The following is a 17899-nucleotide window of genomic DNA, read 5'->3' as shown; positions in this document are numbered from 1 at the left end:
TGTGATTGATCAGGCGCGACCGTATCAGGCGGTGCGGCGCTGTCCAGCGGCTTGACTCAAGTCAAGGCAGGGGCAGCGGCATTTTGTAACTATTGCCGGAAGGGTAAGGTTTCTATAACTATCGGAACTTGCCAGAGATGGATAAAATACCGGTGCTGTCGGCCTTTGTGCCCAAACCGGTAACTGGACAGAAAGAGGGGATGCCCGTGGATTATTCCGCCAAGCTGGATGACGCGATCGGACGGTTGCATGAAGAAGGTCGCTACCGGACTTTCATCGACATTGAGCGCCGCCAGGGCAATTTCCCCCACGCCATGTGGCGTCGGCCGGACGGGACGGAACAACAGATCACGGTTTGGTGCGGCAATGACTATCTGGGCATGGGGCAAAACCCTGTCGTTCTGGAGGCCATGCACGAGGCGATTGACGCGACCGGCGCCGGATCGGGCGGGACGCGCAATATCAGTGGCACCACGGTGTATCACAAGCGGCTTGAGGCCGAGCTGGCGGATTTGCACGGCAAGGAAGCGGCCCTGCTCTTTACCAGCGCGTATATTGCCAATGACGCGACATTGAGCACGCTGCCCAAGCTTTTCCCTGGCCTGATCATTTACTCGGACGAATTGAACCATGCGTCGATGATCGAAGGTGTGCGCCGCAACGGCGGGGCAAAGCGGATTTTCCGGCACAATGACGTTGATCACCTGCGCGAGCTTATGGCGGCGGATGATCCCGCGACGCCCAAGCTGATCGCCTTCGAATCGGTTTATTCGATGGATGGCGATTTTGGCCCCATCGAAGCGATCTGCGACCTGGCCGACGAATTCGGCGCACTGACCTATATCGACGAGGTGCACGCGGTTGGCATGTACGGCCCCCGCGGGGCCGGTGTGGCTGAACGGGACCGGCTGATGCACCGTCTGGACATCATCAACGGCACATTGGCCAAAGCCTTTGGCGTGATGGGCGGCTATATCGCCGCCTCCGCCAAAATGTGTGACGCCGTGCGTTCTTATGCGCCGGGTTTCATCTTTACCACGTCGATCCCGCCCGCGGTTGCGGCTGGTGCTGCCGCCAGTGTCGCGCATCTGAAGCGGGATCATAAGCTGCGGGAACAACATCAGACGCAGGCAAAGATTCTCAAGACTCGACTGAAAGGTCTGGGGCTGCCGCTGATTGACCATGGCAGCCATATCGTACCGGTGATCGTTGGTGACCCGGTGCACACCAAAATCCTGAGCGACATGCTGCTTGAACGCTACGGGATTTACGCCCAGCCGATCAATTTCCCGACCGTGCCGCGCGGCACAGAACGGCTGCGCTTTACCCCATCGCCGGTGCACGGCCCTGACGAAATGGACGGCCTGGTTCGTGCAATGGACGAACTTTGGTCGCATTGTGCGCTAAATCGTGCCGAATTAACGGGTTAGTTAGGGTTACGTGCAAAGTTTATTGCGATGTGTTAACCTAACCTGAATAACGGGGCAAAAGTTCGAATCGGCAAATTCGAACCCAGGGCAGTCAGGTTTTAAAAAGGCAGCGTTCATGATACGGCGTCGTTTGTCGCGCAATGACGATAAGGAAGAGGTTGAAGCCCGCGGGTTTGATGCCTTCGAATTGCGTTTAGGCGATGTCATGCGTGGTGAGCGTGCCACGATGGGCAAATCCCTACTTGATGTCGAACGTGAATTGCGGATCAAGGCCAATTACGTGGCCGCGATCGAAAACGCCGATCCCGATGCGTTTGACACCCCAGGCTTCATTCCCGGCTATGTGCGGTCCTACGCGCGCTACCTGAACATGGACCCGGATGAGGCTTTCAAGTCTTTCTGTGTCGAAAGCGGCTTTTCGACGGCACATGGCATGTCTGCCGAGGCGTCCTCGATCCGCAAATCCAATGATCAACCGATCCGGCGCAGTGTCGGCAGGGGTGATCCGCTGATATCGCCCAACACACCGTTTATCCCCGCATCCGAGGGCATGTTCTCGTCCATCGAGCCGGGCGCAATTGGATCAGCGCTGGTGCTGGTCGCTCTAATTGGTGGGATTGGCTACGGCGGCTGGAGCGTTCTGAACGAAGTACAGCGCGTGCAGTTTGCACCGGTGGAAAATACCCCAGATGTGTTGTCCGATCTGGACCCGCTGGAAGGCGTGGTGACTACGGGTGACAATGTCGATGTGGCGGTAGCTGACGGTGGCGGGTTCCAACCGCCGGTAGATGACCGTCTTGATCGTCTTTATCGCCCCGAGGCACTGGATGTGCCGGTCATGGTGGCGCGCGACGCGCCGATTTCGACGCTGAATCCGGCCGAAGTGGGCACACTGCGCCCCGAATTGCCAGAAACTGACAAACGTTATGCTGTGGCGGGACGCTATGGTTCTCCCTTCGACGTAGAGCCGGTGGTGGCGCCAGACCCGCAGGTAATCAACAGCCCCAAAGTTGTGGCCGATGCCGCCCCCGGAGTGAAAATGGTCGCGGTACGTCCCGCATGGGTACGGGTGCGGGCCTCGGATGGCAGCGTCATCTTTGAAGGCATCCTGAATGCCGGCGACAGCTATGATGTGCCATCGACCGAAAAACCTGCGACATTGCGTGCCGGGGAATCGGGTTCGATATATTTCGCGGTGAATGGCAAACATTATGGTCCGGTAGGACAGGGTGGTTCAGTCACCTCCGGCTTGGAACTGGATGCCGAGATGCTGACCGACAAGCTGAAAGTCGCGGATTTGAGTCGCGATCAGGATCTGTCACGCTATGTCGCGGAATTGCAGACTGGGGTCGTTGCACCACAAGAGTGACCTTTAGCGAGAAACCTTTGCACACGTTGCTTTAACTTTGCGACACAAAGCATTGTTGTGGAATAATTTTACAAAAAATTTCGAGTACGTTTCCGTTTTAGTTGCCGCGCAAGCGAGCGCGAAAATGGACCTACTAGCCTGAAACTCGCGACGTCAAAGGTTGAACATTCCGTTTTCAGAACTCATCCTAGGCTCAATCCAATGCCTTTGCCGCATTGCGGGACGGGTGCGCGCGTTCTATCTATGGGGTTATATCTTTTGAAATGACGGGACATGAAAGATGTCGCTGAACCCTATTCGCCCGTGGCGGGACATCCATCGCCGGAACAGTCGCCAGATCATGGTGGGCTCGGTGCCGGTCGGGGGTGGGGCGCCGATTTCGGTGCAGACGATGACCAATACCGACACGCGCGATGTGGCGGCGACGGTGGCGCAGGTGTTGACTGCGGCAGATGCGGGTGCGGATATCGTGCGCGTTTCAGTGCCGGATGAAGCCAGCGCAACTGCATTGAAAGAGATCGTTCGTGAAAGCCCGGTGCCAATCGTCGCTGACATTCATTTCCACTACAAACGCGGGATCGAAGCTGCTGAAGCGGGGGCCGCTTGCCTTAGGATCAATCCGGGCAATATCGGTTCCGAGGATCGTGTACGCGAGGTGATCGCGGCAGCGCGTGATCATGGCTGTTCGATGCGAATCGGCGTGAATGCCGGATCTTTGGAAAAGCACCTGCTGGATAAATATGGAGAGCCGTGCCCGGACGCGATGGTGGAATCCGGGCTGGAGCATATGCGTATCCTTCAGGAGAATGATTTCCACGACTTCAAAATCAGTGTGAAGGCCAGTGATGTCTTCATGGCCGCTGCTGCCTATCAGCAGCTTGCCGATGCGACGGATGCCCCGATCCATCTGGGTATCACCGAAGCGGGCGGTTTGATGTCAGGCACGATCAAATCGGCCATCGGCATGGGCAATCTTCTTTGGATGGGAATCGGCGATACGATCCGCGTATCGCTGAGCGCTGATCCGGTGGAAGAGGTCAAGGTGGGCTATGAAATGCTCAAATCTCTTGGGCTGCGACACCGGGGGGTGAACATTATCAGTTGTCCCAGTTGCGCGCGCCAGGGATTTGATGTGATCAAGACCGTCGAGGCTCTGGAACGGCGGCTGGAGCATATAAAGACGCCGATGAGCCTGAGCATCATCGGTTGCGTGGTCAATGGTCCGGGGGAGGCGCTGATGACCGACGTGGGCTTTACCGGTGGTGGCGCGGGGAGTGGCATGGTTTATCTTGCGGGCAAACAGAGTCACAAGATGAGCAACGATCAGATGATTGATCATATCGTCGAGCAAGTGGAAACGCGCGCCGCGGAGATTGAAGCGGAAACCACACAGGCCGCAGAATAGGACGAGCGGTCGGGCGCGCGTTCAGGGTCTTCGGCCGAACGACGCCCCGCCCGCCGTCCCGAAATGAGGGGGGAGCGCTGAAAAATCCCTTTATTGGGTGCGGATTTCGTCAGCCAGTTTTTGCATTTCATCCGCAGGCAGGTAGCCCCGGAGCATCTGGTTGGCCATCACGAAGGACGGTGTGCCGCTGATCGAAAGACGTTGCGCAAGCGCATGATTTTCGGCAATAATCTGGTTTACTTCGTCGCTGTTCATATGGTCGATGATCACCGCAGGATCAAGGCCCAGCGTATCGGCGATGCGCGACAAAGACGCCTCGTTGATGCCACCCTTGAACGTCATCAGGGCGTCATGCACGGATTTATATGCCTCTTCCCCGTTAAGCTGTTGCGTGGCGATAGCGAAACGAGAGGCCAGTGTGCTTTCTTCACCCAAAATCGGAAATTCCTTGACGATGAAACGGATGTTTCCGTCATTTTCCAGCAGGTCATGCACTTCGTCGAAGGCGCGGCGGCAATAGCCACAGCGATAATCCATGAATTCGACAAGTGTAATGTCCCCGTCGGGGTTGCCGCCAACCCAGGAATGCCCGTCGTTGAAGATATCTTCGGCATTGACGCGCACGAGGTCCATGTCGCCCTGGGCCTGGGCGTTGGCCTGACGTTCTTCCAGAACGGCGACGGCCTCCATGATCACCTCTGGGTTTTCCAGCAGGTAGGCGCGAATTTCGGCGCGAAACATCTCGCGTTCGGCATCGTTCATCTGATCGAGATCGAGTGCCTGGGCGGGCAGGGCCAGCGATGAGGCCAGCAAAAAGGCGGTCGTTACGGAGCGTTTCATCATATCATTTCCTTTTCTTCACGGCCTCATAGGCAGATAGCACATCTTGGGCGCGTTGCCACCCACCTGAGCCGCGTGGCAGCAGATCGGAAGCCCGTTTGGCGTGGATACCGGCATCTTTCAGCCGGCCCAGCATGGCATAGCGTTCGGCGGTGACCAGTGAGGCCATGCCGTTGTTGCCCAGTTTGGCGTGGGACGCTGCCAGGTCACGCATAACGCGGGCATCCCGACCGTCGCGCGCGCGCGCCTGCTCAAGTACCTTCTGGGCCTTTTGTGTCTGACCCGTGGCAAGCAATGCGCGGCCATAGGCACCAAGGATCAGTGCGTTTTTCGGGGCCAGATTGGTGGCGCGTGCATAGGCTGCCACAGCCGCTTTGGTTTGACGGCTTTCCATCAGGATCTGGCCGCGCAGCTCGTGCAGGTAAGGGTCTTTGGGGCGCATCGCGATTGCGGCGTCGATGGCGCCGAGGGCTTTCTTGAGCCTGGAATTGCGGTGATAGGCGATGGCCTGACGCATCAACTTGACGTCTTTGTAGCCGGATTCACCTGCGCGGGTCAGCGTCCACTTAGGAGAGCGTTGAAAGGCTGACAGTTTGCCCTTGGCCCGGGCGAACCAGTAATCGGCGGCGGGGTTGGGGCGGGCCTTGTCCTTATAGCCATCGGCCAAACGTTTCACCAAACGGTAGCGATCTGACGAGAGCGGGTGGGTGCGTGCGTAGGGATCCTGACGGGCAGAGGAAAGAGCCTCTTGCCCGCGGAAGATGTCGATCACATCCACCGCGCCCTGCGGGTCGATCCCGGCGGCTGCAAGATAGCGCAAACCGCTGTTGTCGGCGGAATTCTCTTCGGCTCTTGTATGGACCAGAAAGAGGCGGCGCGCTGTATTCTGTGCGCCAAGGGCAACGGCGCCTGCGGCCTCTGGACCACCGGCGGCGACGGCGGCAGCGGCAGCCAGAATGGCGCCCAGACCGGCAGCGGTGCGAGCGTTGCGGGCGGCGACGGGCCGGCGTACCAGATGGCCGTTCGAGATATGTGCTGCCTCATGCGCCAGCACGGATTGCAGCATGGCGGCGTTCTTCATCTTCAGCAGAAGACCGGAGTGGATGAAGATGTTATTGCCATCGACCACGAATGCGTTGAGGCGCCGGTCGTCGATCACCAGCACGTCGATCCGCGCGGGGCTGAGCCCTGCCGCCTTGAGGACGGGAGCGGCCAGTTGATCAAGCGCATATTCGATATCCGGGTCGCGCAGAAGGGTCAGTGCCCTGACCGGATTGGCGGCAGTCACGGTCAGAAACATGCAGATCGTAAGAAGACGAAGAACGAGCATTGACGGCTGACGGCTTTCCTAGTGAAAGGTTGGGTGTCTCGCGACGAGTTAGGAACAAATATATGCGGAACTCAAGCCGAAGCCAGGTTGATCCATTTATCGTGATGGATGTGATGGAGGCGGCGCGCCGTGCCGAAGCAGCCGGGCGTCATATCATTCACATGGAAGTTGGCCAGCCTGGCACGCCGGCACCTGAGGGCGCGCGCAGGGCTTTGAGCGATGCGATGGCGAAGGACGCGATGGGCTATACGGTGGCGCTTGGCCTACCTGCGCTGCGGTCGCGGATCGCTCAGCTTTATGGGGACTGGTATGATATTGATCTGGCACCGGAACGGGTGGTTGTGACACCGGGATCGTCAGGCGCGTTCATTCTGGCGTTCACGGCGCTTTTCGATGCCGGAGACCGGGTCGGGATCGGGGCGCCCGGTTATCCCAGCTACCGACAGATCCTGCGGGCGCTTGATCTGGTGCCGGTTGACATCGAGACGGCGGCGGAGAATCGCCTGCAACCGGTGCCGGACGATCTGCAAGGTCTCAATTTGGCCGGCCTGATGGTGGCCAGCCCGGCGAATCCCACCGGCACGATGTTGGGGCGGGAGGCACTGGCCGCGTTGATGGGTGCAACTGCCGCGCAGGGGGCCAGTTTCATCAGCGACGAGATTTACCATGGCATCGAATATGAGGCCAAGGCAGTGAGCGCGCTTGAAATCAGCGACGATTGCTATGTGATCAACTCGTTTTCCAAATATTTCAGCATGACCGGTTGGCGAGTGGGTTGGATGGTGGTGCCCGAGGATCATGTGCGCGTGGTCGAGCGGTTGGCGCAGAACCTGTTCATCTGCCCGCCCCATGCCAGCCAGGTGGCCGCCCTTGCGGCGATGGAATGCGGTGACGAGCTTGAGGCCAACATGGCCGTCTACCGCGCCAACCGTGCGCTGATGCTTGCGGGGTTGCCAAAGGCCGGTTTCGACCGGATCGCGCCGCCTGACGGGGCGTTCTACGTCTATGCGGATGTCAGCCATCTGACCGATGACAGCCGGGCATTTGCTGCCGAGATACTGGACAAGGCAGGTGTGGCCGTAACACCAGGGTTGGATTTTGATCCGGTGCGCGGTGCGGGCACGATCCGGCTCTCCTATGCGCGCTCAACAGCGGATATCGAAGAGGGATTGCTGCGGTTGCAGCGCTTCATGGTCGAGCGTGATGCTATCTGAGGCGGTCTGATTTGAGTATTTTTGCCAAGAAGAAGTGCATTGGTGTTTCTGCTGGTGTACGTTGTGGCAAAGAAGACCGGAAGCACGGCGGATGAGCAGGATGATCAGGAAATTTCTGGCTGTTTTGGCCTGTGCGACAGGATGGGCTGTCGCGGCGCAGGAATTCAGCGGTCTGGCACGTCTTGATGTCGAGGCGAGCGGGATTACGGATAAGGGCCGTAGTGTGGTGGTGGACCTGAAGCTGTCACAGGGCGTGCCGTATCGGGCCTTCACGCTGGACGCGCCGCGCCGTCTGGTTCTGGACTTCCGCGAAGTCGATTGGGGCGATATGGCCCCGCGCGAACTGGATCAGAGCGAGCGGGTGAGCAATGTGCGCGTGGGCGGATTTCGTCCCGGTTGGTCACGGATGGTGGTTGATCTGGAAGGGCCTTACCTGATGCAGACCACGGCGCTGAACGTGGATGCGGAAAGTGGTGCAGCGGCGTTGGAGGTGGTCCTGCGGCAGGGCGAAGCCGAGGAATTTGCCGCACGGTCCGGTACGCCTGCCATGTCCGGCTGGGATTTGCCGGAGGATGGAAAACCAGCGGTGATCAAACCAAGACAGCGCGGGGAGGGCCCGTTGCGCGTAGTGCTGGACCCCGGACATGGCGGGATTGACCCTGGTGCTGAAAAGGCAGGCGCGGTTGAAAAAAACCTGATGCTGAGCTTTGCGCGCGAGTTGAAGGAAACGCTTATCCGGGCAGGCGGTTTCGAGGTTATCCTGACCCGTGAGGATGACAGCTTTGTGTCGTTGGAACGCCGGGTTGCCATTGCCCATCAGGTCAACGGGGACATTCTGATTTCGCTGCATGCCGATGCGGTCACCGAAGGGCAAGCGACGGGTGTGACAGCCTATGTTTTATCGGAAAGCGCGTCGGATAAGGCAAGTGCGGCGTTGGCGGAACGCCACGACAGGTCAGATATTTTGGCGGGAATTGACCTGCACGGCACAGATGATGTGGTCGCCGATGTGTTGATTGACCTGGCGCGTCAGGAAACGCAACCACGGGCGACGCTGCTGTCCGAGGCATTGATTTTGGGAATTGGCGAATATGACCTGCCGGTAAATTCACGCCCCATACGGTCAGCCGGTTTTTCGGTCCTGAAATCGCCGGATATCCCGTCGGTCTTGCTGGAACTGGGGTTTTTGTCCAGTCCGCGCGACCTTGAGAACCTGAAAGACGCCGCGTGGCGGAACGATCTGGCGCAGGGCATTACCGATGCGCTCAAGGCCTGGTCGATTGCGGATGCGGCAGCGGCAGATCTGGTCCGGCAGTAGATTTCTGGGCGGAAACCGGCGCAGGATGCAACCTTATGTGTTTTGACGATGGGCGGCAGCGTGCCTATATGAACCTAAACGACGAGTGGGGCCCGGTGTGCTACGTGCGATACTGACATTTTTTGGTACAATTTTCAGCGTGATGACCCTGGGCATCATGGTGGTCGCGCTCAGCATCGGCGCGGTTTTCTATGTTTATGGAAAAGACCTGCCCAGCCATCAGTCGCTGTCTACCTATACGCCGCCCACGATCAGCCGGATTTATTCTGGCGAGGGACGGATCATCGACGAGTTTGCCCAGGAACGTCGCTTGTTCACACCTGCAGAGGATATTCCAGATCTGGTCAAGCAGGCGTTCATCTCGGCCGAGGATAAGAACTTCTATTCGCATGGCGGCTATGATGCGCGCGGTATTGCAGCGGCGGTCGTCGAAGCCGTGCAGACGCGTGGGCAGACCGTGCGCGGGGCATCGACAATCACCCAGCAGGTGATGAAGAACTTCCTCCTATCCGGCGACCGTAAGATCGCGCGGAAGATCAAAGAGATTATTCTGGCGACCCGGATCGAGGATACCCTGAGCAAGGAGAAAATCCTTGAACTCTATCTGAACGAGATTTTCCTGGGCCAGAACAGCTATGGCGTGGCGGCTGCGGCACAGACCTATTTCAACAAGTCACTGTCGGAACTGGCACCACATGAGGCGGCCTTTCTTGCCTCGATGCCGAAAGCGCCTAGCGATTACCACCCGGTACGGCAGAAAGAGCGGCTGTTGGCGCGGCGTGATTTCGTACTGAAAGAGATGCGCGAAAACGGGTACATCACCCAGGACGTTTATCTGGCCGAGGTTGAGCAACCGTTGCGCAGTGTGCAGAACGGTGACTTTGAACCTTTCGCAAAGGCTTTGCCCCCGCGGGATTACTTCACCGACGAAATCCGACGCCAGTTGAGCCAGGATTTTGGCGAAGGAGAATTTTTTACTGGCGGTCTGAGCGTGCGCGCCACCATTGACCCGGAGATGCAGGTCGAGGCCGCGACCGCGTTGCAACGTCAATTGGAAAATTACGACCGGGGGCGGGGCGCGTGGCGCGGCACAGGCAAGACATTGCCAGCCGAGGTTCTGACCGATGAACCCACCTGGCGTGAAGCTTTGGCAAATCTAGAAGTGGCACGTGACGTTGATCTGGATGGGCATTGGTACCCGGCGGTAGTGCTGGAAGTGGGCGAGCAGCAGATGCGTATTGGCGTAGACGGTGTTGCCGACAGCGAGACTGAACCGCAAGTCGTTCCCCGTAAGGATATTTCCTGGCTGTCCGGCGATTTTCAGAAAAACTTTGAGGTGGGCGATGTCGTGCATGTCCGCAGGATGATCGACGATGAAAGTGATACTTTCATTCGCTGGACGCTCAGGCAAGTGCCGGAGGCGCAGGGCGGTTTCGTGGCGATGGATGTGAATACCGGTCGGGTGCTGGCGATGCAGGGCGGATTCTCGTATCAGAATTCGGTCTTCAACCGCGCCACGCAGGCGCAACGTCAGCCGGGGTCAAGCTTCAAGCCTTTCGTCTATGCCGCCGCACTGGATAGTGGCTACTCGCCCGCAACGATCGTCATTGACGCGCCGATTGAGATCGACACGCCACAAGGTTTATGGCGCCCCCGAAATTCGTCGAATAAATTCTACGGGCCGACGCCATTGCGGACCGGGATCGAGCAATCGCGGAACCTGATGACCATCCGTCTGGCGCAGGAAGTCGGTATGGATGTGGTCGCCGATTACGCCGAGCGTTTTGGCGTCTATGACAATATGGGTCAGTATTTGGCCAATTCACTGGGTTCGGACGAGACAACGCTGTACAAGATGGTTTCAGCCTATGCGATGTTCGCCAATGGCGGCCAGCGGGTTGAGCCCACGCTGGTCGACCGGGTGCAGGATAGGTTCGGTAAGACAGTTTATCGCCACGATACCCGGGACTGCGTGGATTGCGATAAGCCTGACCTGCCAACGGCACGCGGGCCACGCATTGAATCGAACCGGGCGCAGGTGATGGACCCGATTACCGCCTATCAACTGACCTCGATGATGCGGGGCGTGGTGGATCGCGGGACTGCGGCGCGCCATGTCAATCTGCCGGTGCCGGTCGCGGGCAAAACCGGCACTACCAATGATGCGCTGGATGTTTGGTTCATCGGGTTCACCAGCAATATCGTCGCGGGCTGCTATATTGGCTACGATCAGCCGCGTTCGCTGGGTCGTGGTGCCTATGGCGGCACGATGTGCGGGCCGGTCTTTCAGCAATTCATGACCAAGGCGGTTGAGAAATACGGTGGCGGCAAGTTCCGCGTGCCGCCGGGTGGACATTTTATCAAGATCGACCGGTACACCGGTGCCCGCCTGTCGGATGAGGCCAATGGCGATTACGTCGTGGCGGAGTATTTCCGCGATGGTGAAGATCCGATCTTTGGCCTGATGTTCGACGGCGGTTTCGCCATGGGGTCGGATCTTGATCTCTTCAGCGCGGGCGAGAGCGAGCAAATCCGCGAGGTCACGACCTCGACCGGAGGGACCGCGCAGGTGGGGGACAAGGCCACATTCGGTGAAATCAGTTCAGGTGGATTGTATTGATCTGCGGCTGCGTGGCGCCAGGAATATGCGCACTTGGGTGCGGGTGATCTTGCCCGTTCACCGGGCCTGCGTTATCACCTCCAATTGAGCAGTACTCCAATCCGAGCAGGAAGCCCGAATGCGCGCCGAAACCCAGACACTTGTTGCCGAGATCGAAAAGTCGCTGGAGCTATTGCGCCAGCGGATGGGGTGGGAAACCGCATCGCATCGTTTGGAAGAGTTCAACGCGCGGGTCGAGGACCCGAACCTGTGGGATGACCCGGCCAAGGCGCAGAAGCTGATGCGCGACCGGCAGAGCCTGGTCGATGCGATGGATACACATAATGCCATTCAGCAAGAGCTTAGCGACAATGTCGAGCTCATTGAAATGGGTGAGATGGAAGAGGACGCCGAAATCGTTTCCGACGCCGAGGCCACTTTGAAAAAACTGGCGAAACGCGCCGCCGCGAAAGAGTTGGAAGCATTGCTGAACGGTGAGGCCGACGGCAATGATACCTTCCTGGAAATCAACGCAGGGGCGGGCGGGACTGAAAGCTGCGACTGGGCCAACATGCTGGCGCGGATGTATGTCCGCTGGGCTGAAAAGCGTGGGTATTCCGTTGAGTTGCAATCCGAGCAATCGGGCGATGAGGCCGGGATCAAATCCGCAGCCTACAAGATCAGCGGGCACAATGCCTATGGCTGGCTGAAATCCGAATCCGGTGTGCATCGGTTGGTGCGTATTTCACCGTTCGATTCCGCGGCCAAGCGGCATACGTCTTTCTGCTCGGTCTGGGTTTATCCGGTGGTGGATGATGATATCGAGATCGAGGTCAACCCGGCGGATATCCGGATTGATACTTATCGCAGTTCAGGTGCGGGCGGTCAGCACGTGAACACCACCGACTCGGCGGTGCGTATCACCCACCATCCGACCGGCATCGTGGTGACTAGTTCCGAGAAATCACAGCATCAGAACCGGGACATCGCGATGAAAGCGCTGAAATCACGGCTCTATCAGATGGAGCTGGACCGGCGTAATGCGGCGATCAACGAGGCGCATGAAAGCAAGGGCGATGCAGGTTGGGGTAATCAGATTCGGTCTTATGTGTTGCAGCCCTATCAAATGGTCAAAGACCTGCGCACCAATCACGAAACATCGGACACGAAGGGTGTTCTTGACGGAGACCTTGATCCATTCATGGCGGCCACTCTGGCAATGGATGTCAGCGGTAAATCCCGGGCCGAGGCGCAGGGCGAAGGCTGAATCCTTGGAGCGTGGCCTCTGGTAAGTTTTTGGCCGTCAGGCACAGAACTTTCCAAAAAAGTCGAAGCAGCGTATTTGTGTGTGATGCTGGGTGCGGTAGCGTGCTGTCATGAATGAAATTCTGGAAATGGATGCAAGCTCACAACTCGCGCTAATGGCACGTGGCGACCTGAGTGCAGAAGAGCTGATGCGCGCGACCTTGGCACGGATCGAGGCGGTGAACGGTTCGGTCAATGCGATTGTTGGGTTGCGCGATCCGGATGATTTACTGGCAGAGGCGTGCAGCGTCGACCGGGGGCAAACCCTTGGGGCACTGCATGGGAGGCCGGTGGCTGTAAAAGAGCTTTCCGATGTGAAGGGATTTGTCACTTCGGAAGGATCGACCGCTTTTTCAGACCGGATCGCTAAGTCCGATGCGCTGCATGTGGCGCGGATGCGGGCAGCGGGTGCAATTTTCATCGGCAAGACCAATACGCCGGAATTTGGGTTGGGCAGCCACACGTTCAACCCGGTCTATGGTGCGACCTGTAACGCCTATGATGATACTGTTTCCTGCGGTGGCTCGTCCGGCGGGGCGGCGGTGGCGTTGGCGACGCGGATGCTAAGCTTGGCCGACGGATCAGACATGATGGGAAGTCTGCGTAATCCGACGGGGTGGAACAATGTCTACGGGTTTAGACCAAGCTGGGGGAGGGTGCCTGCAAAATCGGAAGGTGAAACGTTTTTGCACATGTTGTCGACCAATGGGCCAATGGCGCGGTGTCCGGCCGATCTGGCGCTGCTACTTAATGTGATATCTGGCCCAGATTCGCATCAACCGCACAGTTTGCCACCCCAATCCTTTAGCGTCGATACGCTGGATGTGCGTGGTAAACGTATTGGCTGGTTAGGCGATTGGGGCGGTGCCTGGGCGATGGAAGACGGCATTCTGGATATTTGTGAGAATGCATTGAACGTGTTCGAGGCTTTGGGCTGTGAGATCGAGTCAGTCAAAGCCCCGTTTGCCCGTGAAGCGTTGTGGGAGAGCTGGACGACTTTGCGAAACTGGTCTGTTTCGGAAGGTTTGAGACCGCTGATGGAAAATCCCAAAACCCGGTGCCAACTCAAGGACACTGCGATTTGGGAGGCTGAACGCGGCGCAGCATTGAGTGCCGCAGACGTGCATGCAGCAAGTGTGATCAGATCGGATTGGTTTCGCGCGGCGGCGGCGCTTTTTGACCGTTACGATGCGCTGGTGGCGCCGACCGCACAGGTTTGGCCATTTGCCTTGGACACACCGTATCCGACCCAGATCGCAGGGCAGGGGATGGATACCTATCACAGGTGGATGGAAGTGACGGTTCCTGCCAGCCTGATCGGGCTGCCAGCGCTGGCAGTGCCGGTGGGATTTGGGCCACAGGGTCTGCCGATGGGCATGCAATTGATCGGGCGTCACGGCGATGATCAGGGCATGCTGACCCTGGCCGAAGTCTATCATAGTGAAACGCATTGGCCGCAGCGCAATCCGCCGAAAAGGTAAGCCAAAGTTGTATCTTTTTACCGGCACGCGCACACGATACGCTGCCGATAAGAGGGAGGCGGCATGGACACAGAAAACGCACCAGAGCATGGCGTGCCGGAATTGGGGCCCGTGACATTTACGATGCTGCGTCAAGCGCTGCGCCGGGGTTGGTCTGACATGAAGCGCGCACCGGGATATGCAGCCTTGTTTGCCGGCACTTATGTTCTGCTTGGGCTTATCATGGCCTGGATAACCTGGGTGACCGGGCACGGTTATTGGCTGATCTTCGCTGCGGTAGGTTTTCCGCTGTTCGGGCCCTTCGCGGCTGTTGGTCTCTATGAGGTCAGTCACCGGTTGGAACAGGACAGAGCGCTTGAAATGTCAGGTGTTCTAGGGGTCATAGCCCATCAGCGACGGCGACAATTACCCTCGATCTGTGCGATCATCATCATCGTTTTCTTGTTCTGGTTCTTTTTGGCCCATATGATCTTTGCGCTTTTTCTAGGCATGTCGACCATGACCAATATCATGAGTTCATACGAAGTGTTTCTGACCGGAAACGGTATGATGATGCTGTTTGTGGGTACAGTGGTAGGCGGTCTCTTCGCACTGTTAATCTACATGATCACCGTTGTGGCACTGCCCCTGCTTCTGGACCGCGAGGTGGATTTCGTGACCGCCATGATCACTAGTTTTCAGGCCGTTCTGCAAAGTCCCGTGCCGATGCTGAGCTGGGGCTTGCTGATCGCAGGGTTGACGTTTTTAGCGCTGATCCCCGCATTCATGGGTTTGTTCATTGTCTTGCCGTTGCTGGGCCATGCCTCGTGGCACCTATACCGATTGATGGTAGAGGCGGCTTAACGCACGAGTGCTTTCATGCCGGTCTCGATGCCCGCTAGGGTCATCGGTACCATATTGCCTTCGAAAATCTCGTGAATCATCTGGATGGACTGGGTATACGGCCAGGAGCGTTCCGGCACTGGATTGATCCAGAGGTTCGACGGCCATTGTGCGCGCGCGCGTTCGAGCCAAACCTGCCCGGCCTCGGCATTCCAGTGTTCATTCGCGCCGCCCGGATAGGCGATTTCATAAGGCGACATCGATGCGTCCCCAACGAAGATGCACTTGTAGTCAGATCCGTAGGTGCGCAGAATTTCGTCGGTTGGCGTCTGTGCATCCCAGCGACGTCTGTTTTCTTTCCATACGCCTTCATAGAGGCAATTGTGGAAATAGTAGTGTTCGAAATGTTTGAATTCGGCGGCGGCCGCAGAAAACAGTTCCTCGACCACTTTCACATGGGCATCCATCGAGCCACCCACATCGAGAAACAGCAGTACCTTGACCGCGTTGCGGCGCTCAGGTCGGGTTTGCACGTCAAGATAGCCATGTTCGGCCGTGGCTCGAATTGTGCCATCAAGGTCTAGCTCGTCCGAAGCACCGTCGCGGGCCCAACGGCGCAGGCGTTTGAGAGCCACTTTAATGTTACGGGTGCCCAGCTCGACGCTGTCGTCAAAATTCTTGAATTCGCGCTTGTCCCAGACCTTGACCGCGCGCTGGTGGCGACTTTCGTTCTGGCCGATGCGGATGCCCTCGGGATTGTACCCATAGGCACCGAAAGGGGAGGTGCCCGCAGTACCGATCCACTTGTTGCCGCCCTGATGGCGGCCCTCCTGCTCTTTCAGCCGTTCCTTGAGGGTCTCCATCAGTTTGTCGAAACCGCCAAGCGCTTCGATCTCGGCCTTTTCCTCAGCGCTGAGGTGCTTTTCGGCCATCTTGCGTAGCCAATCCTCGGGCAAATCTACTGCGTTCATCACCTGTTCGGCCGTTATTGCCTCAAGCCCGTCAAAACTTGCGGCAAAGGCGCGGTCGAACCGGTCGATGTTGCGCTCGTCTTTCACCATCGCTGTGCGGGCAAGGTAATAGAAACCGTCAATATCATAGGTGACCAGCCCTGCGCCCACACCTTCGAGAAAGGTCAGATATTCGCGCAAACTGACCGGTACTCCGGCGTTGCGTAAATTATCGAAGAAAGGCAGGAACATAAGACGTTATAGCGCAGCGGCGCGGTGAATCAGCAAAGTGATGAAGAGGCCGGCCAGAGTGAAAATCAGAAAGTAAACAAAGGCATATTGCAGGATGTCAGCAATACGCCCTTTCCGACGCCAGGCAACATAAGCCCCGGTGATGGTGCCCAGAATGGCCCCAAGAAGTACGATCATGATTTACCCGTTCGATGCGTTTGGTGCGCCGATCACCGTAAGCTCGCGCTGTTTTGCACGCAACGCCCACTCGGCGCCAAAGCCGTAGCGTGCCCAGCCCAGACTGTCCAGCCGTGCAGCGTGGGCATCCCCCGGGCGGCCTGTCATGTCCAGTGCTTCGGCCTTGAGCAACATCAGATTCGCAAGCAAGGCCGCGTTTTCATGACGCTCAGCCGTTGCCAGATGTGGGTTGAGAAAAGCGAGAGCCTTTTGGCCGTCGCCTTGGGTGATCGCGGTCGCAGCAAGTTGCGAGGCCGAATAGGCGCGATGCAGGTCGGTCCCGGGCGTCCTGCGATAGAAATATTCGGCAGTGGTGAATTGTTGATAGGCGTTTTCGGGGCTTGAGACTCGTAAAATTCGGCCATAGGCAAAGTGACTGAAGGCGCGGCGATGATCTTGCCAACCCTGCGCCTTAGCAATGCGCACGGCATCGCGTGCTGCAGCAAGACGTTGGCGTTGCCCGGCACCTGGGCCAAGGGCAGTCTGTATGGCTTCGGTCCAGGCACGCGGAGTGGCTGAAGGGTAGATCGGCGACAGGCGATCACCTGCTGGGTTTAGGCGTGTCAGGATCGCAGGAAGGCGCGCCGCCACCTGATCGCGGGTCATGCCAGATCGAAGCTCGGGCGCATAAAAGGCGCGCAGGATCAACATGTCAAAGCCGGTCAACACCGTATGCACATTGTCGTCGTTGAAGACACTGTCGGGCAGGCGGTAAAGATCATTCAGTGGACCGAGTGCTTGGGCCAGCTCCTCGTGCAGGCAATCACGCGCCTCTTGAGGGCTGGCGTCATTGGGAAGAAAAACGGCCAGTTTTTTACGGGTTTTGAGTTGTGACCAACTGGCGGCGCCGCGACGCCGGGCACCTCGGTATTCAGACAGGTGCGAGATATTGGGCACGACAAAGCAGGCAGCCTTTGGCAGATACTTTTGGATCTGGGCACGCGTGACGGCCTGAACGGTGATGTTTGCGTCAGAACCCGAAACGCGGCGGATATTGATGCCAGCCTCGGTGCGCAAACGGCCAATCAACCGGTTCAAATCCGGACCCAGAGTGGGCGGTGGCGCGCCGGTCACGCGGATGGTTATCGGGCCTTCGAAACGGGAAAAGACAGGCAAGGCACGGCCAGATTCCAGATTGAAGGCCAGGTCAAGAAAATCCCGCTGAATATCATGATTTGATCGGGCAGGAGGAATAGGTCGTGGGGCTGGAAACACTCGCATAGCGGGAAGTGTCGTCTGGCCTGCAGTGGCGGCACGAGTCGGAATATCAACCGACGGGGCCGCGCCACAGGCACCAAGTGCTAGGTAAAGTGGAATTACCAGAAATCGCATCATTACCCCATAACTTGTCCTACGAGCACTATATTC

At 58.0% G+C, this 17899-nt stretch carries 14 protein-coding genes; 9 read left to right on the top strand and 5 right to left on the bottom strand.

Annotated elements, in window-relative coordinates; all coding sequences use genetic code 11:
- The first annotated feature begins 206 nt into the window (after positions 1-206).
- The 3 genes from hemA (at position 207) to ispG (ending at position 4204) form a co-directional block, all read left to right on the top strand.
- On the top strand, positions 207-1430 hold the full coding sequence (gene hemA / locus Q1B27_RS04660; RefSeq protein WP_299844889.1) for a 5-aminolevulinate synthase: 1224 nt from the start codon (positions 207-209) through the stop codon (positions 1428-1430).
- Between the two features lie 115 nt (positions 1431-1545).
- A complete protein-coding gene (locus tag Q1B27_RS04655; protein ID WP_299844272.1) occupies positions 1546-2799 on the top strand; it encodes a helix-turn-helix domain-containing protein in 1254 nt (417 codons plus the stop codon).
- A gap of 280 nt (positions 2800-3079) precedes the next feature.
- Positions 3080-4204 (top strand): flavodoxin-dependent (E)-4-hydroxy-3-methylbut-2-enyl-diphosphate synthase, encoded by a 1125-nt coding sequence (gene ispG, locus Q1B27_RS04650; protein WP_299844269.1) that lies wholly within the window; start codon positions 3080-3082, stop codon positions 4202-4204.
- Positions 4205-4294: 90 nt separating this feature from the next.
- Here the strand turns inward: ispG and Q1B27_RS04645 are convergent, their stop codons facing one another.
- Both Q1B27_RS04645 and Q1B27_RS04640 read right to left on the bottom strand, forming a co-directional pair.
- Positions 4295-5044, bottom strand: coding sequence for a DsbA family protein (locus tag Q1B27_RS04645; RefSeq protein WP_299844266.1), 750 nt, complete (start codon positions 5042-5044; stop codon positions 4295-4297).
- A gap of 4 nt (positions 5045-5048) precedes the next feature.
- A complete protein-coding gene (locus tag Q1B27_RS04640; protein ID WP_299844264.1) occupies positions 5049-6374 on the bottom strand; it encodes a M48 family metalloprotease in 1326 nt (441 codons plus the stop codon).
- A 62-nt stretch (positions 6375-6436) separates the two neighbouring features.
- Between Q1B27_RS04640 and Q1B27_RS04635 the strand changes: the two genes are divergently transcribed.
- From Q1B27_RS04635 to Q1B27_RS04610, 6 genes are all read left to right on the top strand, one after another.
- Positions 6437-7588: an aminotransferase class I/II-fold pyridoxal phosphate-dependent enzyme gene (locus Q1B27_RS04635; protein WP_299844262.1), complete on the top strand. Its 1152-nt coding sequence runs from the start codon at positions 6437-6439 to the stop codon at positions 7586-7588.
- Positions 7589-7688: 100 nt separating this feature from the next.
- Positions 7689-8906, top strand: a complete 1218-nt coding sequence (locus Q1B27_RS04630) for an N-acetylmuramoyl-L-alanine amidase (protein WP_367181330.1) — start codon at positions 7689-7691, stop codon at positions 8904-8906.
- A 97-nt stretch (positions 8907-9003) separates the two neighbouring features.
- Positions 9004-11526: a penicillin-binding protein 1A gene (locus tag Q1B27_RS04625; protein ID WP_299844258.1), complete on the top strand. Its 2523-nt coding sequence runs from the start codon at positions 9004-9006 to the stop codon at positions 11524-11526.
- Between the two features lie 118 nt (positions 11527-11644).
- A complete protein-coding gene (gene prfB / locus Q1B27_RS04620) occupies positions 11645-12772 on the top strand; it encodes a peptide chain release factor 2 (protein ID WP_299844257.1) in 1128 nt (375 codons plus the stop codon).
- Between the two features lie 109 nt (positions 12773-12881).
- Entirely contained in the window at positions 12882-14291 is a 1410-nt protein-coding gene (locus Q1B27_RS04615; RefSeq protein ID WP_299844255.1) for an amidase, read from the top strand.
- Between the two features lie 63 nt (positions 14292-14354).
- Positions 14355-15134 carry a DUF2189 domain-containing protein gene (locus tag Q1B27_RS04610; RefSeq protein ID WP_299844253.1) on the top strand — a complete coding sequence of 260 codons (780 nt, stop codon included), beginning with the start codon at positions 14355-14357 and terminating at the stop codon, positions 15132-15134.
- Here Q1B27_RS04610 and Q1B27_RS04605 read toward each other — a convergent pair.
- The 3 genes from Q1B27_RS04605 to Q1B27_RS04595 are packed head-to-tail and all read right to left on the bottom strand — an operon-like array spanning position 15131 to position 17863.
- Entirely contained in the window at positions 15131-16315 is a 1185-nt protein-coding gene (locus tag Q1B27_RS04605) for a VWA domain-containing protein (protein ID WP_299844251.1), read from the bottom strand. The two genes, Q1B27_RS04610 and Q1B27_RS04605, sit on opposite strands and share 4 nt — an antisense overlap.
- A 6-nt stretch (positions 16316-16321) precedes the next feature.
- Positions 16322-16492, bottom strand: coding sequence for a hypothetical protein (locus tag Q1B27_RS04600; RefSeq protein WP_299844249.1), 171 nt, complete (start codon positions 16490-16492; stop codon positions 16322-16324).
- A 3-nt stretch (positions 16493-16495) separates the two neighbouring features.
- On the bottom strand, positions 16496-17863 hold the full coding sequence (locus Q1B27_RS04595; protein WP_299844247.1) for a DUF2927 domain-containing protein: 1368 nt from the start codon (positions 17861-17863) through the stop codon (positions 16496-16498).
- Positions 17864-17899: the final 36 nt, after the last annotated feature.

The organism is uncultured Roseovarius sp. (assembly GCF_947489715.1).
Taxonomy (GTDB): Bacteria; Pseudomonadota; Alphaproteobacteria; order Rhodobacterales; family Rhodobacteraceae; genus Roseovarius.
The sequence above is the reverse complement of the archived record's forward strand: the minus strand, read 5'-3'. Positions and strand labels throughout refer to the sequence as shown.